Source organism: Alcaligenes sp. HNGD-HTN06, assembly GCF_049932565.1.
GTDB lineage: Bacteria > Pseudomonadota > Gammaproteobacteria > Burkholderiales > Burkholderiaceae_B > Alcaligenes > Alcaligenes ammonioxydans.
This window is the reverse complement of sequence record NZ_CP187782.1, coordinates 392,146-407,245: the sequence shown is the minus strand read 5'-3', so window position 1 is coordinate 407,245 and position 15,100 is coordinate 392,146. Positions and strand designations below refer to the sequence as shown.

Sequence of the window (15,100 nt, the reverse complement as noted above, 5' to 3'; positions counted from 1 at the left end):
TGTGCGCAGACGGATACCACTCGATGAGCAAGTCCGCATCTGAGACTGGCACCGCCTATTGATGCTTACGCTTCACAAAACCCAGATCCATGGCCTTATTCATCATCGACAGATGCCAAGTGACAGGAGTATCGGCTTTAGCTTTTGCAGGCCCGGCGAGCAGCCCCTCTGCGTCAGACGGACAAAGCGGAGCAGGGTATCAGCCATCCGGGGATGCATTGCCAGAACCGGCCTACAACGCAGCGGCGGGCGGCGGGGCACGCCGGCAATCCGTCGTCGAGGCTGTACATGAACAGCGTCCGGAGTCTGCACTCTGGTCTGTCCTCCGGCCTTGCCCCGGCCCCCCTCAAAAAAAATCCCGTCCTGCAACTGAGGACGGGGTTGCTGCTTTTAGACCATGGACTGACCCGTCTTGCGGGCCATGCGCCAATCACGAATCAGATTGCCCAACAGCAAGACCAGAATGATGGCCGACATCACAGGCCAGACCAAAAAGTAAATTGTCATCAGCATCGTGTTCTCCTTTCTACGTCGTTTAAACCTGCCCTCAGGCGCGGGCCGAGGCGGGTTCGCCTTGTTGTGACTGCCGCGTTTTCTGCTTTCCCGGCGCGGGAGTGTCGTCATAGTGAAACGACTGCACACGCTCGGCCAGCACGGAAAAATCAAAACGCTCCTGGCTGCGCAGACTCAATGCCACACACACCACCGCGCTGACTCCGTAAGCGGTCAAGGAACCCAGCAGCACGATGTACTCACGCAAGAAACCGATAAAGTTGGGCAAGAGAACCGCGGTCGCAATCACCCCCACCGCAATCGCAATACGGCTGTTGAAAAAAGCGAACGCCATCAGACCGGCCACCACGCCTCCCCCAATCGAAGCGCTTATTTCGTAGAACACGGCTACCACACCCTCAATGGGGATCAGCTCAAAGCGCACAATCGTAAACAGCACCACGGCACACAGGACCGACCAGCTAAACGCCTTGTTGGTGACTCGGTCCCAGTAGAAACTGACGATGACCGGAAAGACGATTGCCCCCCACAGTGCGCCCACAAACACCAGCATGACCAGAATATCCAGACGCAAGCTGGCAAAGATCACCCCCACCATCGTGGCGACCACCATGGTGATACGGCCCCACCACAACATGCGAGTGGGGTTGGGTCGACCGCGAGCAATGTTCTTGGCATAGATATCCGTCATCATGATGGCCGACAGGGCCGCCAGGTCCGAGTCCGCGGTGGAGGACAGGGAGCCGATAACCAGAATAAAAAACAGGGCAATGCCAAAGGGTGGCAAATACGTGGATGCCATCTGTGGAATGATGTTGTTCATATTGCCGTCTACAGGCTGTAGACCGGTGAACAGGGCCAGCAGTCCCAACATGCCCAGACCAATCACCACCGCGCCATAGCCAATGGTGGCGGTCAGAAAGGTAGGCTTGATCAGATCTTCACGCACGGCAAACAGGCGCTGCGCGATGGTCTGGTTACCAATCGCATAGGCCAGTACCGCGACAAAGTAGGGAGCCCCTTGCTCCAAAATCGCTTTGGTCGAATAGAAATTCGCTTGTTCGGAGTCCAGGCGCCACCAGTTGGCCTGAACCATCTCTGGACCACCAGCATTGAAAAAAATCAGCGGAATAATAATGACAGCCGACAGGATCATGGCCACCAGTTGCGCAAAATCGGTCATGACCGAGGCGCGAAATCCCGACCACAAGGTGTAGGACAACACACCTAACCCGGCGATCAGCACACCTTGAATGAATGTCAGAGGGCTAAGGATCGAGACCAACGCACCAGCGGCCGTGAAGTTCACCATCAGGCTGATGCCACTTCCCACCACGTTGGAAATCGCCATAATCATCTGACTGGACGAGCCGTGCCGCGCGTGCAGCACCTCGGCCAAGGTATGCGCCTGCGGCGCCAACTGGCGAAACCGCCTCCCAAAGGGATAGATGAACAGAATCATCAAGGCACCCCACAGCCCGTAATGCAAAGGCCCGGACAAGCCATACTTGTAGCCTGAGGTCGCACTGGCATAAAACGACGCGGCCCATACCCAGGTGGCAATCATGCTGGCCGCCGCCAGGCCAAAGCCCACTGCACTATTGGATACCATGTATCCGTCCACATTTTCTTTCTTCTGACCAATCATGAGCGACATCAAGAATGTCGCGCCATAAAAACCAAGCAGCAGCAAGATTGCCGTGGTGCTTGAAAGTGTAAAAAACTCCGCCTCTTGCATGTCTTTTCCCTTTCTCTTCTGCGGCGGGAAGTCTGGCCAAGCCTTCCCCGCTCGCATGCGTGCCGATTTCGCCATAACGCGCTGGGCGGCACAGATCCCAGGACCTGAACCGAAGCACCCAAACCGAACGCGCGCGCACACGCTCCCGCCCTCGGCACAAGCCGAAGCGAGAAAAAGCAAGACACAACGCAAAGTGCCTCACATTACGGCAAGTCTGCGGGCCGGACAAAAAACAATATGGCCAGAGACAAGCCGCTCTGTTGCAGGCCGATGTCCGCCAGGACAGTCGGCTGGTTGTTCCGCGACCAGAAGGTCGGGCAAGGTGTTTCGGACTAAAAAGCCGGGTTGTTGTGCAACAACCTGTTGAAGAACAGACCGCCATTTTTATGCGATTTTGTCGCACCTGAGCGGTCAGTTCGAGAAGCTGGTTCCATGAACCAGAGCGTCCAATTATACATATTTAAAATTTTAGGGTCTATATCATGCCGTTTCAGCATCGAGAAAGCCCCTCTCCGTCCTGTCCCCGTCAGTCGTAAACCCCGTCTTTACGGAGGCTTTCACGCGCCAGCTCCTGACAGACTGCCGGGACGCTGCCCACAAACGCGTAGCCTTGACCACGCACGGAGCGAATCGGCAGCTCCTCGCCGAGAGCCCACAATTTGCGTTTCAAACGGCTGATGACAACATCCACAGAACGCACTTGTGCCCCGCCCTTTTCCTCCGGCAGAAACAAACGGTCGCGCGCTACGGTTTGCGGACTGAGAGCGAACAAGGCCAAGACAATACGGCGCTCACCCCGAGTCAGCATTACAGGCTGACCGCGCGGGGTGAGCAGGGTCCATCCGTCTTCCATCAGTTCCCATAAGGAGGAGTCGGATTCCGGGCCCGTTTTTGACACGACCAGTGCTTCTTTGGAGCAATTGGGTTCAGCCAGTGCCACGCTTTGCCGCAAGGCATAGCCGCGTCGACGCAAGGCTTGAACGCAGGCCACCACCTCGACCGGCAGGGCCTCACGATCAAAGCAGGCATCGGCCCCTGCCAGCATCAGATGCCCCCGCTCCATACCGGCCATCTTGTCTCGTCGCACGACAATAATGCCCGCTGCAGGAAAGACAACGCGCAGACGATTGATATGCAGAAAAACCTTGTCTGCCTGACACGACAAGGCAAAGGCCGCCTGCACACCTGCTGCCGATGCCAATGACAAGCACTGCCCTATCGTTCCAACTATCTGAACCCGTACGCCCCACTGCTCCGCCTCCCGTGCGATATGCTGCAGGCCCGTCAGCTCGTCATACAACAGAAATATCTGCTCCACCGTCATCGTCCCCATCCTTGCTGGCCTCTTCAGGCTCTTTATGTTTTTTTTACCCTTGAACCTGGCTTAGAAAGCGCTGTGCCGCAGCCGCGTCAGGGACCGCAAGATCAAGTATTCCCGGCACTAACACAGCCAGCCGCCACGGCATTCGTGATAGTGGCAGAATTTGCCTGCAAACAGCCCTGGATAAGTTCAGAGCCGCCGTTTAACTGAGCAGAGAACTTTCTCGACGTCCCCTTGATCGCGCCACTTGCTGTGACAGGCTCCACATTAAGTTCGGTACTCATCGCCACCGCAACACGCTGACCAATGTGTGTCAGCACCATATTGCTGCCAAAGTTCAAGAAGCAGCCCCCGTACGCGCTGATGCATGCCGGTTTCACGGCGCAAAACCGCCCCTCACACCGTTATGGCGATTGATTGAATCTGGATACTCAGAAAAATCTTACCGAACCCCTAACCCAACCGGCTGTGTTTATTCTCTTACTGCTTTTTAATAATTACTTTTGAATTTCCACTAAACCCATTTGAATCATTGCACAAAACAGGAATTTATTAATTTTTTCCATTTCAAAGTCGATTTAAATATTAGATCTATTGCACTGCCGATAGACCGATGGAGACAGGCCGCTATATTGTCTGAACGCAGTGGCAAAATTGGCCGGATTCACATAGCCAGACTCCACAGCCACATTGATGACAGCCATGTCGGTATGCGTTAACAGGTGCATGGCATAGGCCATCCGGGTGGAGCGCACGTAATCGTGCACCGTCACGCCACAGGTCGCTTTGAAAAGTGCATTCAGGCGCCGGGCACTTGTGCCGAACAAGGCCGCCAGATTCTCGGCGCTGAGCGGCTCCGATAAATTGTCGCGTACATGCTGCTGCACTGTCTCTACCAAGGGGGTGCGTGGGGACGACTCCTTGCCCCGTTCCAGCAAGCGCCGACGTTCCCTGCTCACGCTCTCTGGTTGTATTTCTCTCAACCCCAGATGCAGACGAATACGCTCGAGCACCAGTTGTACGTTCGTTCGATAATCGATGAAATCGCGCGCCCCGCTACGCAAGGCCATTAACTGACTGTCGGCACAGGAACGGGCCGACAAGAACACAACCGGTATGGCGGCTGTTTGCGGGTTGGCGCGCAGCAATCGCATAAAGACATCCCCTCTCAAACGAGGCAGATGGTAATCACTCAGCACAAAGTCGGCCCGCAATGACAGACAGCGCGCCAAGCCTTGCTGCGCATCAAGCGCAAAGCTGACGCGGCCAAAACTGGTGCGCAATAACACCAACAGATCTGTTGCACCGAAAGGTTCGGGAGCAATGAAAAGAATATGAGCATCCGACGAAACATGCATAAGCCATTCACCTTTAGATAGATTAGCCTACATTGCTCAAACCGATGATGGTTCTATTAGTTAATAGGCTTATACCTGAATGGTTCTATTAGTTAATAGGCTTATACCTGAATGGCTCTATTTTCGAAACGCCTCAGTTCCCTTCTTTTCAAAAAACAAAGTTACATTATTTCAATCAATTGCTGTTTATATTCATTAATTCTTTACCAAAATGAAATGAAACGAAAATCAATTTGTATGAAATCCCCATACTTGCCTGATGTTTCTTAACAATAAATAGAGATTCAAAATGTGACAACAGAGCAGAAAAAAACCCCGCCGCAGCGGGGCTCATCCTGCTCAGCGACCAGGGAACTCAAGCCTGACGCGTGCTGGCGTAGGCAGCCTGAGCCAGAACAGCTAAAGGGCCTATCTGCCGCACTCGCTCGATTTGCTCGGGAGTGCGGACATAAATGCAGCCTGCATACGACAGGGCATTGACCGAGATGCCATCCACCAGCTCCACGCTACGCGGCACCACCAGCAGCCAGCCCTGACCGGCCAGCATATTATGGGGCGGCAACAAACCCTGTTCGTCCATGACCAGACCCAATTCCTTGCACGCAAGCTGGTAAGCGCTCAACAAGCTGCTGCTCAAAGTGGTCGGGTCCTGCGTCTCCAGCAGGCGCACAAAGCGGTGTTCAAAGGCCAATGCCGGGTGCCGATGCACGCTGCCAACCGGGGCCTGAGCAGGAAGCTCATCCAGATACAAAGCCAAAGAGCCGTTGCTCTCTGCCGGGGGGACCCATTGTGTATGTTTATGCCGCTGACTGGCTCCGGCCGGTCCGCCGCCGTTGTAAAACCCCAGCCCGCCCTGCAGGGCCAAAAAATTCGCCAGAACCTGAAAATCAATGTCGCGCAAAGGACTCAGCTGCTCGCTAAACACCTTGTCAGCCAGCACCAGATGCAAATCACAGACCGCGAACTTGTTCAGCACTATATTGTGGGTGGGGCTGGCATCGGCTACGGTCAATGCCGGTGCTGGGGGCAGGAAAGGATTGAAATTGGGGTCGCGCGGCCCGCCCGGGATCGAGACGCTGGCTGCATCCTTGGCCGCCAGAGTGGACACCCAACGCACAAAAAACGTCAGCCCCTGATCGTGCATCAGCTCTTCTTGAGCTTGCACAGGCAACAAATCCCCGCTGGCCAGCGCAGCCTGGCTGAGTTGGTCCAGGCGTTGCAAAATTTCCTTGCTCACGTCGTCTCGCTCCTCATTTGAAGTTGTATAGTGACGCCTTATTGTAGGCAAGAGACGTGAACAAACACGCATTGCTGCCTTGACCGACTTTTCCACCATCCCTATCAGGAGTACTCCATGTCCGGTATCCGCCGTATTGCCAGCCCACTGCCACTGCCTTTTTCGCGTGCGACCATCGCTGGCGGTTTTCTGTTCCTGTCCGGTCAGATCCCTTACGACGCCCAGGGCGAAGTGGTACGTGGCTCCATCCAGGACCAGACCCACGCCGTCTTTGATCGCCTGATCGAAGGCCTGGCACTGGCCAACGCCACCTTAGCCGACGTGGTCAAAGCCACAGTCTGGCTGTCCGATATGGCCCTGTTTGCTGACTTCAACAAGGTCTATGCCGAACGTTTTGGCGACACCTTGCCCACCCGCTCGCTGGTTGAAGCCAAGCTGGCCAAGAATGTGGACGTGGAAATCGAAGTCCAGGCCTGGTTGGGCGATCGCGCTTAAGCAACCTTGAGGCCGACGGGCCGTCACATTAATTAACGCTGCCCGGCCTCGACTGTGGCACACTGGATTCCCCCTTGTCCAAGGAGAATTCTGATGCGTTTATTTGCTTTGGCCCGTCACACTTTGCTGGTTTGCTCGGTCGCAGGACTGGGCATCAGCACCGCTTATGCCGCAAGCACAGGCAAGAGCACAGAACCGACGGCAATCAAACGCTTTCTGGCGGATGCGGACATGCCCTTTTCCCGCGCCGTGCAGGCCGGTGATTTTCTGTTTCTGTCCGGGCAAATTCCGCTGAACGAGAAAGGCGAGATCGTGCGGGGCAGCATTGAGGATCAAACCAATGCCACCTTGGACCGGATTGAGGAGGCCTTGGCCCTGGCCGGCGCCGACCTGAACCAGCTGGTCAAAGCCACCGTCTATCTGTCCGATATTGCCTTGTACGACCAGTTCAACAAAGTCTATAAGGAACGCCTGGGCAGCAACTTCCCGGCCCGTTCTCTGGTACAAGCCAAACTGGCAGGCGGGGTGGATGTTGAAATCGAAGTCCAGGCCTGGACAGGCGCCAAACCCCCTGCCGCCAAGCATTGATACGACGAACTTGCCATAGCCAATTCCATATAAGCAGCACGTCTACTGCCTGACTGGCTTGTATGGCACACTAGCACCCTCAGCCAGACCTTGTTACCTGCGCCAGGCTTGCCGCCTGGCGTTTTCGTGCTTTACGGATATTGTCATGATCTACGCGATTACTGCCCTGTTCGCCTTTCAGTTACTCGGCGAAGTCCTGGTGCAGACTCTGTCTTTACCGCTGCCCGGCCCCTTGGCGGGCATGCTTTTGCTGGCGGCCGCCTTGCTGATCCGTGACGGGGTTCCGGCCGCCCTCGAGAGCACGGCCAGTGTCATGCTGCAGAACCTGATGCTGCTGTTCATTCCCGCCGTCACCGGCGTGATGCTGTATTTTGATCGGGTGGCCGATGAATGGCAGCCCTTTCTGATTGCCACCCTGGGTGGCACCGTCATCACGATGGTGGTGACGGCTCTGGTGCTTAACCGCTTGCTCAAAAACCGTCAGGAAGAAGAAAAATGACCGACGGACTGTTTCAAATCTGGGTCTTTTTGTCCAGCTCCCCCTTGCTGTGGCTCACCCTGACCTGCTCGGTCTACGCGGGCTCGGTCTGGATGTATCGTCAATCGGGGAGCAGCCCCTTTTTGCTGCCGATTCTGGTCTCCGTACTGGTCATCGTCGCTCTGCTTATGCTGACCCGCACGCCCTACCCAGTCTATTTCGAGGGCGCCAAATTCATTCACTTTCTGATTGGCCCGGCGACCGTCGCCCTGGCCGTGCCACTCTACAGCCAGTTGCGTCAGCTGCGCAAAATCTGGAAACCCTTGACGATTGCGCTGCTGATCGGTTCAGTCACCGCTATTTTCAGTACGGTTCTGATTGCCTGGGCCTTGGGTGGATCGATGGAAACCATCATGTCGGTCGCCCCTCGGTCGGCCACCATGCCCATTGCCATGGCATTGGCAGAGCAGTTTGATGGCCAGCCTTCCTTGGCAGCCGTGGCTGTCGCGATTACCGGCATCGCCGGCACCATCATGGCACGCCCCCTGCTGAACCTGCTGCGCATTGACCGCCCCGAAGCCCGCGGCTTTGCCGTGGGCGTGACGGCACACGCGATTGGCACCGCTCGCGCCTTGCAGGTCCATGAAACAATCGGGGCCTTCTCGGCCATTGGCCTGAGCCTCAATGGAATCATGACTGCCATACTGGTGCCCTTCGTGCCCCTGATCTTGCGCTGGCTGGGCATGGTCTGAGCCCACTCAGGCAGGCTGAGCTTAACGCCACTCGTCTCGATAGACGAAGCGGGGCATCTGCCAATTACGATGCAGGGCCAGCATGCGGAAACTCAAGCCGATAATCATGGGGCCCAGCAAGGTTACGTAGGGGTCCCAGTCCAGGTGCTGGGCACCCAGATATAAAGCGCCGGTCAGCATGGATACGCTGGCATACATCTCCTTGCGCAACAGCAAGGGGATGTCATTACAGAGAATGTCGCGTAAAACACCCCCGGCACAGCCGGTAATCATGCCGCTGAGCAGCACCACCGTAATGGGTAACTGCATCTCCAGCGCGATCTGACAGCCGATCACGGTAAAGACCACCAGCCCCATGGCATCAAGCAGCAGGAACAGACTGTGCAAACGTCGCATGATCGGAGCGATCAAGGCCGTCAAAATGGCCGCGCCTGCCGTAATCCACAAATACTCGGGATGCTGCACCCAGGTCAGCGGATAATGCCCCAGAAGCACGTCCCGCACGGAACCGCCCCCCAAGGCCGTGACGCAGGCGATGGTACACACGCCAACCCAGTCCATGTCACGACGGCCTGCCGCCAGGGCGGCGGTCATCGCCTCTGCAGTAATGGCAATAATGTAGAGAACAAGTAAGAGCATGATATTTTTTACGCATCAAGCTGTTGAATAAGGCCGCGATAACAACGCAGCATCAGTAAACCGGGCACGGCAATAAACACCGTACAGATAAAAAAGCCTGGCCATCCCAGGGTCTGAACCAGCAGCGGTGTCAACGGGCCGGCCAGATAGGTGCGGCCCACCGCCGACAAGGCCGACAGCAAGGCAAATTGAGTCGCTGAATAGGTTCGGTTGCACAAGGCCATCAGCAAGGCGACAAAGGCCGCTGTCCCCAGGCCACCACACAGATTTTCCAGACCCACCACCATGCCCATCAGCCACATGGACGGCGCGGTTTCAATCGCGATCAGCCAATAACCCAGGTTGGAGACGGCCTGCAGCAGCCCGAAAATCATCAAGGCCCGGTAAAGCCCGAGGCGGGCCATGATCGCTCCCCCCATCAAGGCCCCGACCACTGTGGCCGCCAGACCAAACACCTTGTTGATCGTGCCGACTTCCGACAAGGTAAAGCCGGCCGCACGAATCAGAAACGTAGTGGACAAGGCGCCGGCAAAGGCGTCACCCAATTTGTAGAGCACAATCAGGGCCAGCACGCTCCAGGCGCCGGGACGAGAGAAAAAATCCGCCAAAGGCGCGACCACCGCCTCGGACAGGCTGCGCGGCGGGCGGCTTTGTTCCTGAGGGTCGGGGGACACCAAGGTCACCAGCGCGCACAGTGCCATGAAGGCACCCATCAGAAAATAGGTATTGGCCCAGCCCAACCAGCGATCGGCCAGGATCAGCGCCAGGCCACCGGAAACAATCATGGCGATGCGGTACCCCATGACTTTGACGGCCGCTCCCGCCGCACGCTCGTGGGCCTGCAGCACGTCCGTGCAATAGGCATCAAAAGCAATGTCCTGTGTGGCGGACAAAAAAGCCACCCACACGGCCAGCAAAGCCAGTGCGGTCAGATTCACGGAAGGGGAAAACAGGCCCATCGCGGCAATCGAGCCCGCCAGCAACAATTGGGTCAGCAGTATCCAGCCACGTCGACGCCCCATGAAGGGGGGAGCATAACGGTCAATCAGGGGAGCCCAGAGAAACTTCAGCGTGTACGCCGAGCCCACCAGGGTCAAGAAGCCGATTTCGGTCAGCGAGACCTGTTCCACGGTGGCCCAGGCCTGCAAAGTGCCTGACACCAGGGCCAGGGGCAGGCCACTGGCGAACCCCAGAATCAGCAAAGGCAAGACTCGGGGACTGGTATAGACACGTGACACGTCAGGCCTTGTTAGCGCGAAGCACCAAGAAAATGGGGGGATTCGAAACGGTAGACAGCCAGGGTACTGCGCCAGCCCGGTAAAAAACGAACCGTATGACCGCCATTGAATGCAACACGATCAAGAATACGTACGCCCACTGCCTGAGCCAGATCCTGAAAATCTTTCATGGTGCACAAATGAATGTTGGGCGTGTTGTACCACTGGTAAGGCATTTCACCGGTCACCGGCATGCGGCCACGCAAAATGCTCCAGCCGTGCGGCCAGTAACCGAAGTTGGGAAACGAGACGATACCATACCGCGCCACCCGCGCCATCTCACGCAAGATGTGCTCCGTATGGTGCATGGACTGCAAGGTCTTGGACAGAACCACGGTATCGAACTGCTGATCGCTAAACAGGGCCAGACCTTTTTCCAGATCTTGCTGAATGACGTTGACACCCCGGCGGACCGACGCAATGACGAACTGATCATTGAGCTCCACCCCTGTGCCAACGACCTGACGCGTATCACGCAGATGTGCCAGCAAGGTCCCATCGTTACAGCCCAGGTCCAGCACTCGCGAGCCGGGCTCGATCCACTGCGCAATGCGCAGCAAATCCGGTCTTAACATGGCGGCGGCCACTTGTGTTTGCGGCTTAGTCATTCTGCCAGCACCCCCGTCGTGCGCGTGCGCGCAGGCAAGCCCAAATTAACGGCGATCTGATCATAGTATCCCTGTACGACCGCATGGTAGCGGGGGTCTTCCAGCAAGAAAGCATCATGTCCATGCGGAGCATCGATTTCAGCGTAGGTCACCTGACGCTGGTTACGGAGCAGGGCCTGCACAATTTCACGCGAGCGCTCGGGCGAAAAACGCCAGTCCGTGGTGAAGGAAACAAGCAGGAACTTGGCCATCACGTTTTCCAGGGCTTTGCTCAGATCCCCCTGATACGGACGGGACGGATCAAAGTAATCCAGGGCCCGCGTAATGATCAGGTAGGTATTGGCGTCAAAGTAGCGTGAGAACTTCTCTCCCTGATAACGCAGATAGGATTCGACCTCGAATTCCACGCCATAGTTGTAGTGGTATTCGCCACCTTGCGCCGGCGCACGCTGGGTGCGGCCAAACTTCTCGGCCATGACGGTATCAGACAGGTAGGTGATATGGCCCACCATGCGGGCCACGCCCAGTCCGGCCTTGGGTACCACGCCATGCTCGTAATAATTGCCGCCATGAAACTGCGGGTCAGACAAAATGGCACTGCGGGCCACTTCGTTAAACGCAATATTCTGCGCTGACAGGCGCGGTGTGCTGGCAATAACCACACAGTTCTCGACGCGATCGGGGCAACTGATCGCCCAGCTCAAGGCTTGCATGCCACCCAGCGATCCTCCCATGACGGCCGCGAACTTGCGAATGCCAAAATAGTCGGCCAGACGCGCCTGGGCACGTACCCAGTCCTCCACGGTCAGAACGGGAAACTCGGAGCCCCAGGGCTTGCCGGTAGCGGGATTGATGCTGGACGGCCCCGTAGAACCAAAACAGGAGCCAATATTGTTGACGCCAATGACAAAAAACCGATCCGTATCCACGGCCTTGCCGGGACCGACCATATTGTCCCACCAGCCTACGCTTTTGGGATCGTCATCGTAATAGCCGGCAACGTGATGGGAGGCATTGAGCGCATGACACACCAGGACCGCGTTGCTGCGCTCTTTATTCAGGGTGCCGTACGTCTCGACGGCCAGCTCGTAGCTGGGCAGCACTTGCCCGCTGCGCAGGTGCAGCGGTTCATCAAACGCAATGAGTTCGGCTTGTACAGGGCCCACAGAACCTTCGGGGATCAATCCGCAGGATGGGCTAGCGGCGCCAACGTTGGCGCAGGGGACGGAATCAGTGGCCATCTGGACCTCTTTAGCTGGATTTATGGAGCGCCCGCAAGCGGATCAGGCAAATCGGCGCAAAACGTATAAGACAAAATTCTAGCATCGCTGCAGCGCGTCGTCCAAACCAGGCAGGCCGCCTCCCTTCGCCACTGTGCCTAAAGATCCGTTCGGGAAACAGACAATGCTTTGATTTGCATCATTATTTCCATGTTCATCGGTCTGCCAGCTAAGCTAAATTTGAGTACATTGGCGCGACGTTTACCACGAATGCATGAGGAATGGCTTTACCGTGACGTATTTAACTTCACGCGAACAGTCCTGCCTGAACTGGGCTGCCCATGGCAAGACCAGCTGGGAAATCAGCATCATCCTGGGCATTACTGAGCGCACGATCAACTTTCATTTCCAGAACGCTTACGCCAAACTGGGGGTTTACAGCCGCCAGGCCGCCATTACCCTGGCCTTGCAACAGCGCCTGATCAGCGGCGACCCCGCTAGCGAGCTAAGCCGTCAAAGAAAATCTTTGCCTGAGCCGCATCCGGCGCCTTACCGGAATCCGTCATAACAAAGCCCTGCACCAGCCAGCCCGGCTCCATACGGATCATCGCCTCCAGGCGCAACGCCACGCCGCCCACATCGCGTGTCATGTAAAAAATCTGGCCAGGTGGCGGGATCTGCACGGCGCTTTTCTGACTGGCCTGCCCATCCGGGACGAATTTTGCACGCAAGGACTCATGCAGCGCCTCGTACAGGCGCTCACGGGCGGCTGGGTCCTGTTGCAATTGCGCGGGAAGAATCACATGACCCACGGTATAGATCTGCCCACCCGCGGTCGCCGTCGTCAGGTAAAAATCCAGCGGGTACTGCTCGAAATCCAACACGCGGTGACTGGTGCTTGGCTTGCCGGGCAACATGGCTGACAAGCCCGTTTGCTCAAGTTGAACCTTGCGCCAGTTAAACTCCGGACTGCAGGCCGCCAACATCCATAAGGCCGCCAGTACGGCGGTCATGCGCCTGATTATCATGGTGCTAATCCCATATCCCGTTTCATGCTTTTCATCAGCTGCCTGAACAGCCGCCTTATACTCGCCCTGCCCGATTCGCCTTTTGGCGCAACTTAACAAAGCAAGTTTGGTCGGACTACTATTTATAGACGGCCCCAGGCCCCTTGAACAGTCCCGTATCTTGCATCCGATTTCGAAAGTGGGAAACACCACCATGAACACCAGCCACGAACGCCGCCTTGCCCTGCAACAGAACCCCGATATCTTGAAGGGGATCTTGCGAGGCATCGAGAAAGAAGGACTGCGCGTTGATGCGCTGGGCCAGCTGGCAAAGACTCCCCACCCCCGCGCCATTGGTTCTGCCCTTACCAATGCCCACATCACCACCGATTACGCCGAGGCCCTGCTGGAGCTGATTACCGAGCCGCAAGCCCGGGTTGAGGACGTGCTGCAAGAGCTGGCCGATATTCATACCTTTGTCGCCGGCAAACTGGATCAGGAAATCATCTGGAACCAGTCCATGCCCGCCTTGCTGCCCGCCGAAAAGGAGATTGCCATTGCCTGGTACGGCACCTCCAACACGGGCATGCTCAAGCATGTTTACCGTCGCGGCCTGGCCGAACGCTATGGAAAACCCATGCAGTGTATTGCCGGGGTGCATTACAACTTCTCCCTGCCCGACGGCATCTGGCCCTTGCTGAACGTCTGCGGCGACAATCTGCAAGATCAACGCTCCAATGGCTACCTGGCGCTGATTCGCAATTTCACACGCTACTCCTGGTTGCTGATGTATCTGTTTGGCGCCTCGCCCGTGCTGGATGCGAACTTCCTGCAAGGTCGTAGCAACAATCTGGACAAGATCGACGACGACACGCTGACCATGCCCTGGGCAACCAGCCTGCGCATGAGCGACCTGGGCTATCACAACAAGGAAGCCCAAGCCGAGCTTCAGCTTTGCTACAACGACCTGGACACCTTTGTGATGCGCATGTATCACGCTGCCGTGACCCCTTGGCCGGATTACGAAAAGCTGGGCACGCACCGTGATGGCGAGTGGATTCAGCTCAACACCCACATCCTGCAAATTGAAAACGAGTACTACTCCAGCATCCGCCCCAAGCGCACAACCCAGCGCAGCGAACGCCCGGCCACCGCCCTGGCTCAGCGCGGTGTGGAGTACATCGAAGTACGCTGCCTGGATATCGACCCCGAATCCCCTACTGGCATATCCGAGCAAACCTGTCGCTTTCTGGATACCTTCCTGCTGTTCTGTGCCGTGCAAGACAGCCCCTTTTTCCCGGACGGTGGCTACTGTCAGGACAGCAAGAACAACTTTGCCACCGTCGTGCGTGAAGGCCGTCGCCCCGGCCTGATGTTGACCAACCAGCAAAAACAAGCGGTCAGCTTGCAACAATGGGGACGGGAGATTCTCCAGTCCCTCTTACCCTACGCACACATGCTGGATCACGCCCTGGATACAGACGGCCATACCCAAGCCGTGCAGGCACAAATGCGTAAACTGGACGATCCGGAACGGACACCGTCGGCCCAGTTACTGAAACGCTTACACGAGACGGGCCTGAGCTTTCATGACTACGCCCTACAGCGCAGCCGCGAACACCACGCCAGCCTGCTGGCCCATCCTTTGCCGGCTGACAAGCAAGCCGCTTTCGAACAGCAGGCCGCCGACTCTTTGCAGGCCCAGCTGGATATTGAAGCCCAGGATCAAGAGTCCTTTGAAGATTATGTCCAGCGCTACGAGCGCAACCTCATTCCCCCGGAAATTCAGAACCGTTAAGTTATTCATCGCTTGCCGAGCCGCCTCCTGAAGGCGGCATTTTTTTACCTGGCAACAACCAGGGGCCGAGT

Annotated in this window: 16 protein-coding genes and 1 riboswitch; of the genes, 6 read left to right on the top strand and 10 right to left on the bottom strand. The window is 56.8% G+C overall.

The features are described from left to right. Nucleotides 1-390 precede the first annotated feature (390 nt). The 5 genes from ACOZ42_RS01830 to ACOZ42_RS01810 form a co-directional block, all read right to left on the bottom strand. Nucleotides 391-513, bottom strand: a complete 123-nt coding sequence (locus ACOZ42_RS01830; protein WP_003804292.1) for a putative transporter small subunit — start codon at nt 511-513, stop codon at nt 391-393. Nucleotides 514-547: 34 nt separating this feature from the next. Further along, nucleotides 548-2,251 carry a sodium:solute symporter family protein gene (locus ACOZ42_RS01825; protein WP_003804293.1) on the bottom strand — a complete coding sequence of 568 codons (1,704 nt, stop codon included), beginning with the start codon at nt 2,249-2,251 and terminating at the stop codon, nt 548-550. A gap of 526 nt (nt 2,252-2,777) precedes the next feature. Further along, nucleotides 2,778-3,575, bottom strand: coding sequence for a winged helix-turn-helix domain-containing protein (locus ACOZ42_RS01820; protein WP_003804295.1), 798 nt, complete (start codon nt 3,573-3,575; stop codon nt 2,778-2,780). A 575-nt stretch (nt 3,576-4,150) separates the two neighbouring features. Next, entirely contained in the window at nt 4,151-4,930 is a 780-nt protein-coding gene (locus ACOZ42_RS01815) for a response regulator transcription factor (RefSeq protein WP_131071219.1), read from the bottom strand. 355 nt (nt 4,931-5,285) lie between these two features. Beyond that, nucleotides 5,286-6,167 (bottom strand): ATP adenylyltransferase family protein, encoded by an 882-nt coding sequence (locus ACOZ42_RS01810; RefSeq protein ID WP_426345477.1) that lies wholly within the window; start codon nt 6,165-6,167, stop codon nt 5,286-5,288. 117 nt (nt 6,168-6,284) lie between these two features. Here ACOZ42_RS01810 and ACOZ42_RS01805 point away from each other — a divergent pair, with 117 nt between their 5' ends. The 4 genes from ACOZ42_RS01805 to ACOZ42_RS01790 all read left to right on the top strand — a co-directional run bounded on the left by ACOZ42_RS01805 (nt 6,285) and on the right by ACOZ42_RS01790 (nt 8,480). Then, a complete protein-coding gene (locus ACOZ42_RS01805; protein ID WP_059318498.1) occupies nt 6,285-6,662 on the top strand; it encodes a RidA family protein in 378 nt (125 codons plus the stop codon). Nucleotides 6,663-6,755: 93 nt separating this feature from the next. Further along, nucleotides 6,756-7,250: a RidA family protein gene (locus ACOZ42_RS01800; protein ID WP_329956480.1), complete on the top strand. Its 495-nt coding sequence runs from the start codon at nt 6,756-6,758 to the stop codon at nt 7,248-7,250. Nucleotides 7,251-7,395: 145 nt separating this feature from the next. Further along, nucleotides 7,396-7,749, top strand: a complete 354-nt coding sequence (locus ACOZ42_RS01795; RefSeq protein ID WP_426345476.1) for a CidA/LrgA family protein — start codon at nt 7,396-7,398, stop codon at nt 7,747-7,749. Beyond that, complete coding sequence (locus ACOZ42_RS01790; RefSeq protein ID WP_059318497.1) at nt 7,746-8,480, top strand: LrgB family protein; 735 nt, start codon at nt 7,746-7,748, stop codon at nt 8,478-8,480. Before ACOZ42_RS01795 ends, ACOZ42_RS01790 begins: the two co-directional genes overlap by 4 nt. A 21-nt stretch (nt 8,481-8,501) precedes the next feature. Here ACOZ42_RS01790 and ACOZ42_RS01785 read toward each other — a convergent pair whose 3' ends face one another. From ACOZ42_RS01785 to metX, 4 genes are all read right to left on the bottom strand, one after another. Continuing rightward, a complete protein-coding gene (locus ACOZ42_RS01785) occupies nt 8,502-9,119 on the bottom strand; it encodes a trimeric intracellular cation channel family protein (RefSeq protein WP_039943818.1) in 618 nt (205 codons plus the stop codon). An 8-nt stretch (nt 9,120-9,127) separates the two neighbouring features. Next, on the bottom strand, nt 9,128-10,357 hold the full coding sequence (locus ACOZ42_RS01780; protein WP_059318496.1) for a muropeptide transporter: 1,230 nt from the start codon (nt 10,355-10,357) through the stop codon (nt 9,128-9,130). An 11-nt stretch (nt 10,358-10,368) separates the two neighbouring features. After that, on the bottom strand, nt 10,369-11,004 hold the full coding sequence (gene metW, locus ACOZ42_RS01775) for a methionine biosynthesis protein MetW (RefSeq protein ID WP_003804309.1): 636 nt from the start codon (nt 11,002-11,004) through the stop codon (nt 10,369-10,371). Further along, complete coding sequence (gene metX / locus ACOZ42_RS01770) at nt 11,001-12,245, bottom strand: homoserine O-succinyltransferase MetX (protein ID WP_426345475.1); 1,245 nt, start codon at nt 12,243-12,245, stop codon at nt 11,001-11,003. Before metX ends, metW begins: the two co-directional genes overlap by 4 nt. Next, nucleotides 12,235-12,313: riboswitch (SAM riboswitch) on the bottom strand. It overlaps the preceding gene by 11 nt. 203 nt (nt 12,314-12,516) lie before the next feature. On the opposite strand from metX, the gene ACOZ42_RS01765 reads away from it, so the two are divergent. After that, on the top strand, nt 12,517-12,792 hold the full coding sequence (locus ACOZ42_RS01765; protein WP_003804311.1) for a response regulator transcription factor: 276 nt from the start codon (nt 12,517-12,519) through the stop codon (nt 12,790-12,792). On the opposite strand, the gene ACOZ42_RS01760 is transcribed toward ACOZ42_RS01765, so the two are convergent. Continuing rightward, entirely contained in the window at nt 12,722-13,237 is a 516-nt protein-coding gene (locus ACOZ42_RS01760; RefSeq protein ID WP_003804313.1) for a hypothetical protein, read from the bottom strand. The two genes, ACOZ42_RS01765 and ACOZ42_RS01760, sit on opposite strands and share 71 nt — an antisense overlap. Nucleotides 13,238-13,445: 208 nt before the next feature. Between ACOZ42_RS01760 and gshA the strand changes: the two genes are divergently transcribed. Further along, nucleotides 13,446-15,029, top strand: coding sequence for a glutamate--cysteine ligase (gene gshA, locus ACOZ42_RS01755; protein WP_301606490.1), 1,584 nt, complete (start codon nt 13,446-13,448; stop codon nt 15,027-15,029). The last annotated feature ends 71 nt before the right edge of the window (nt 15,030-15,100 follow it).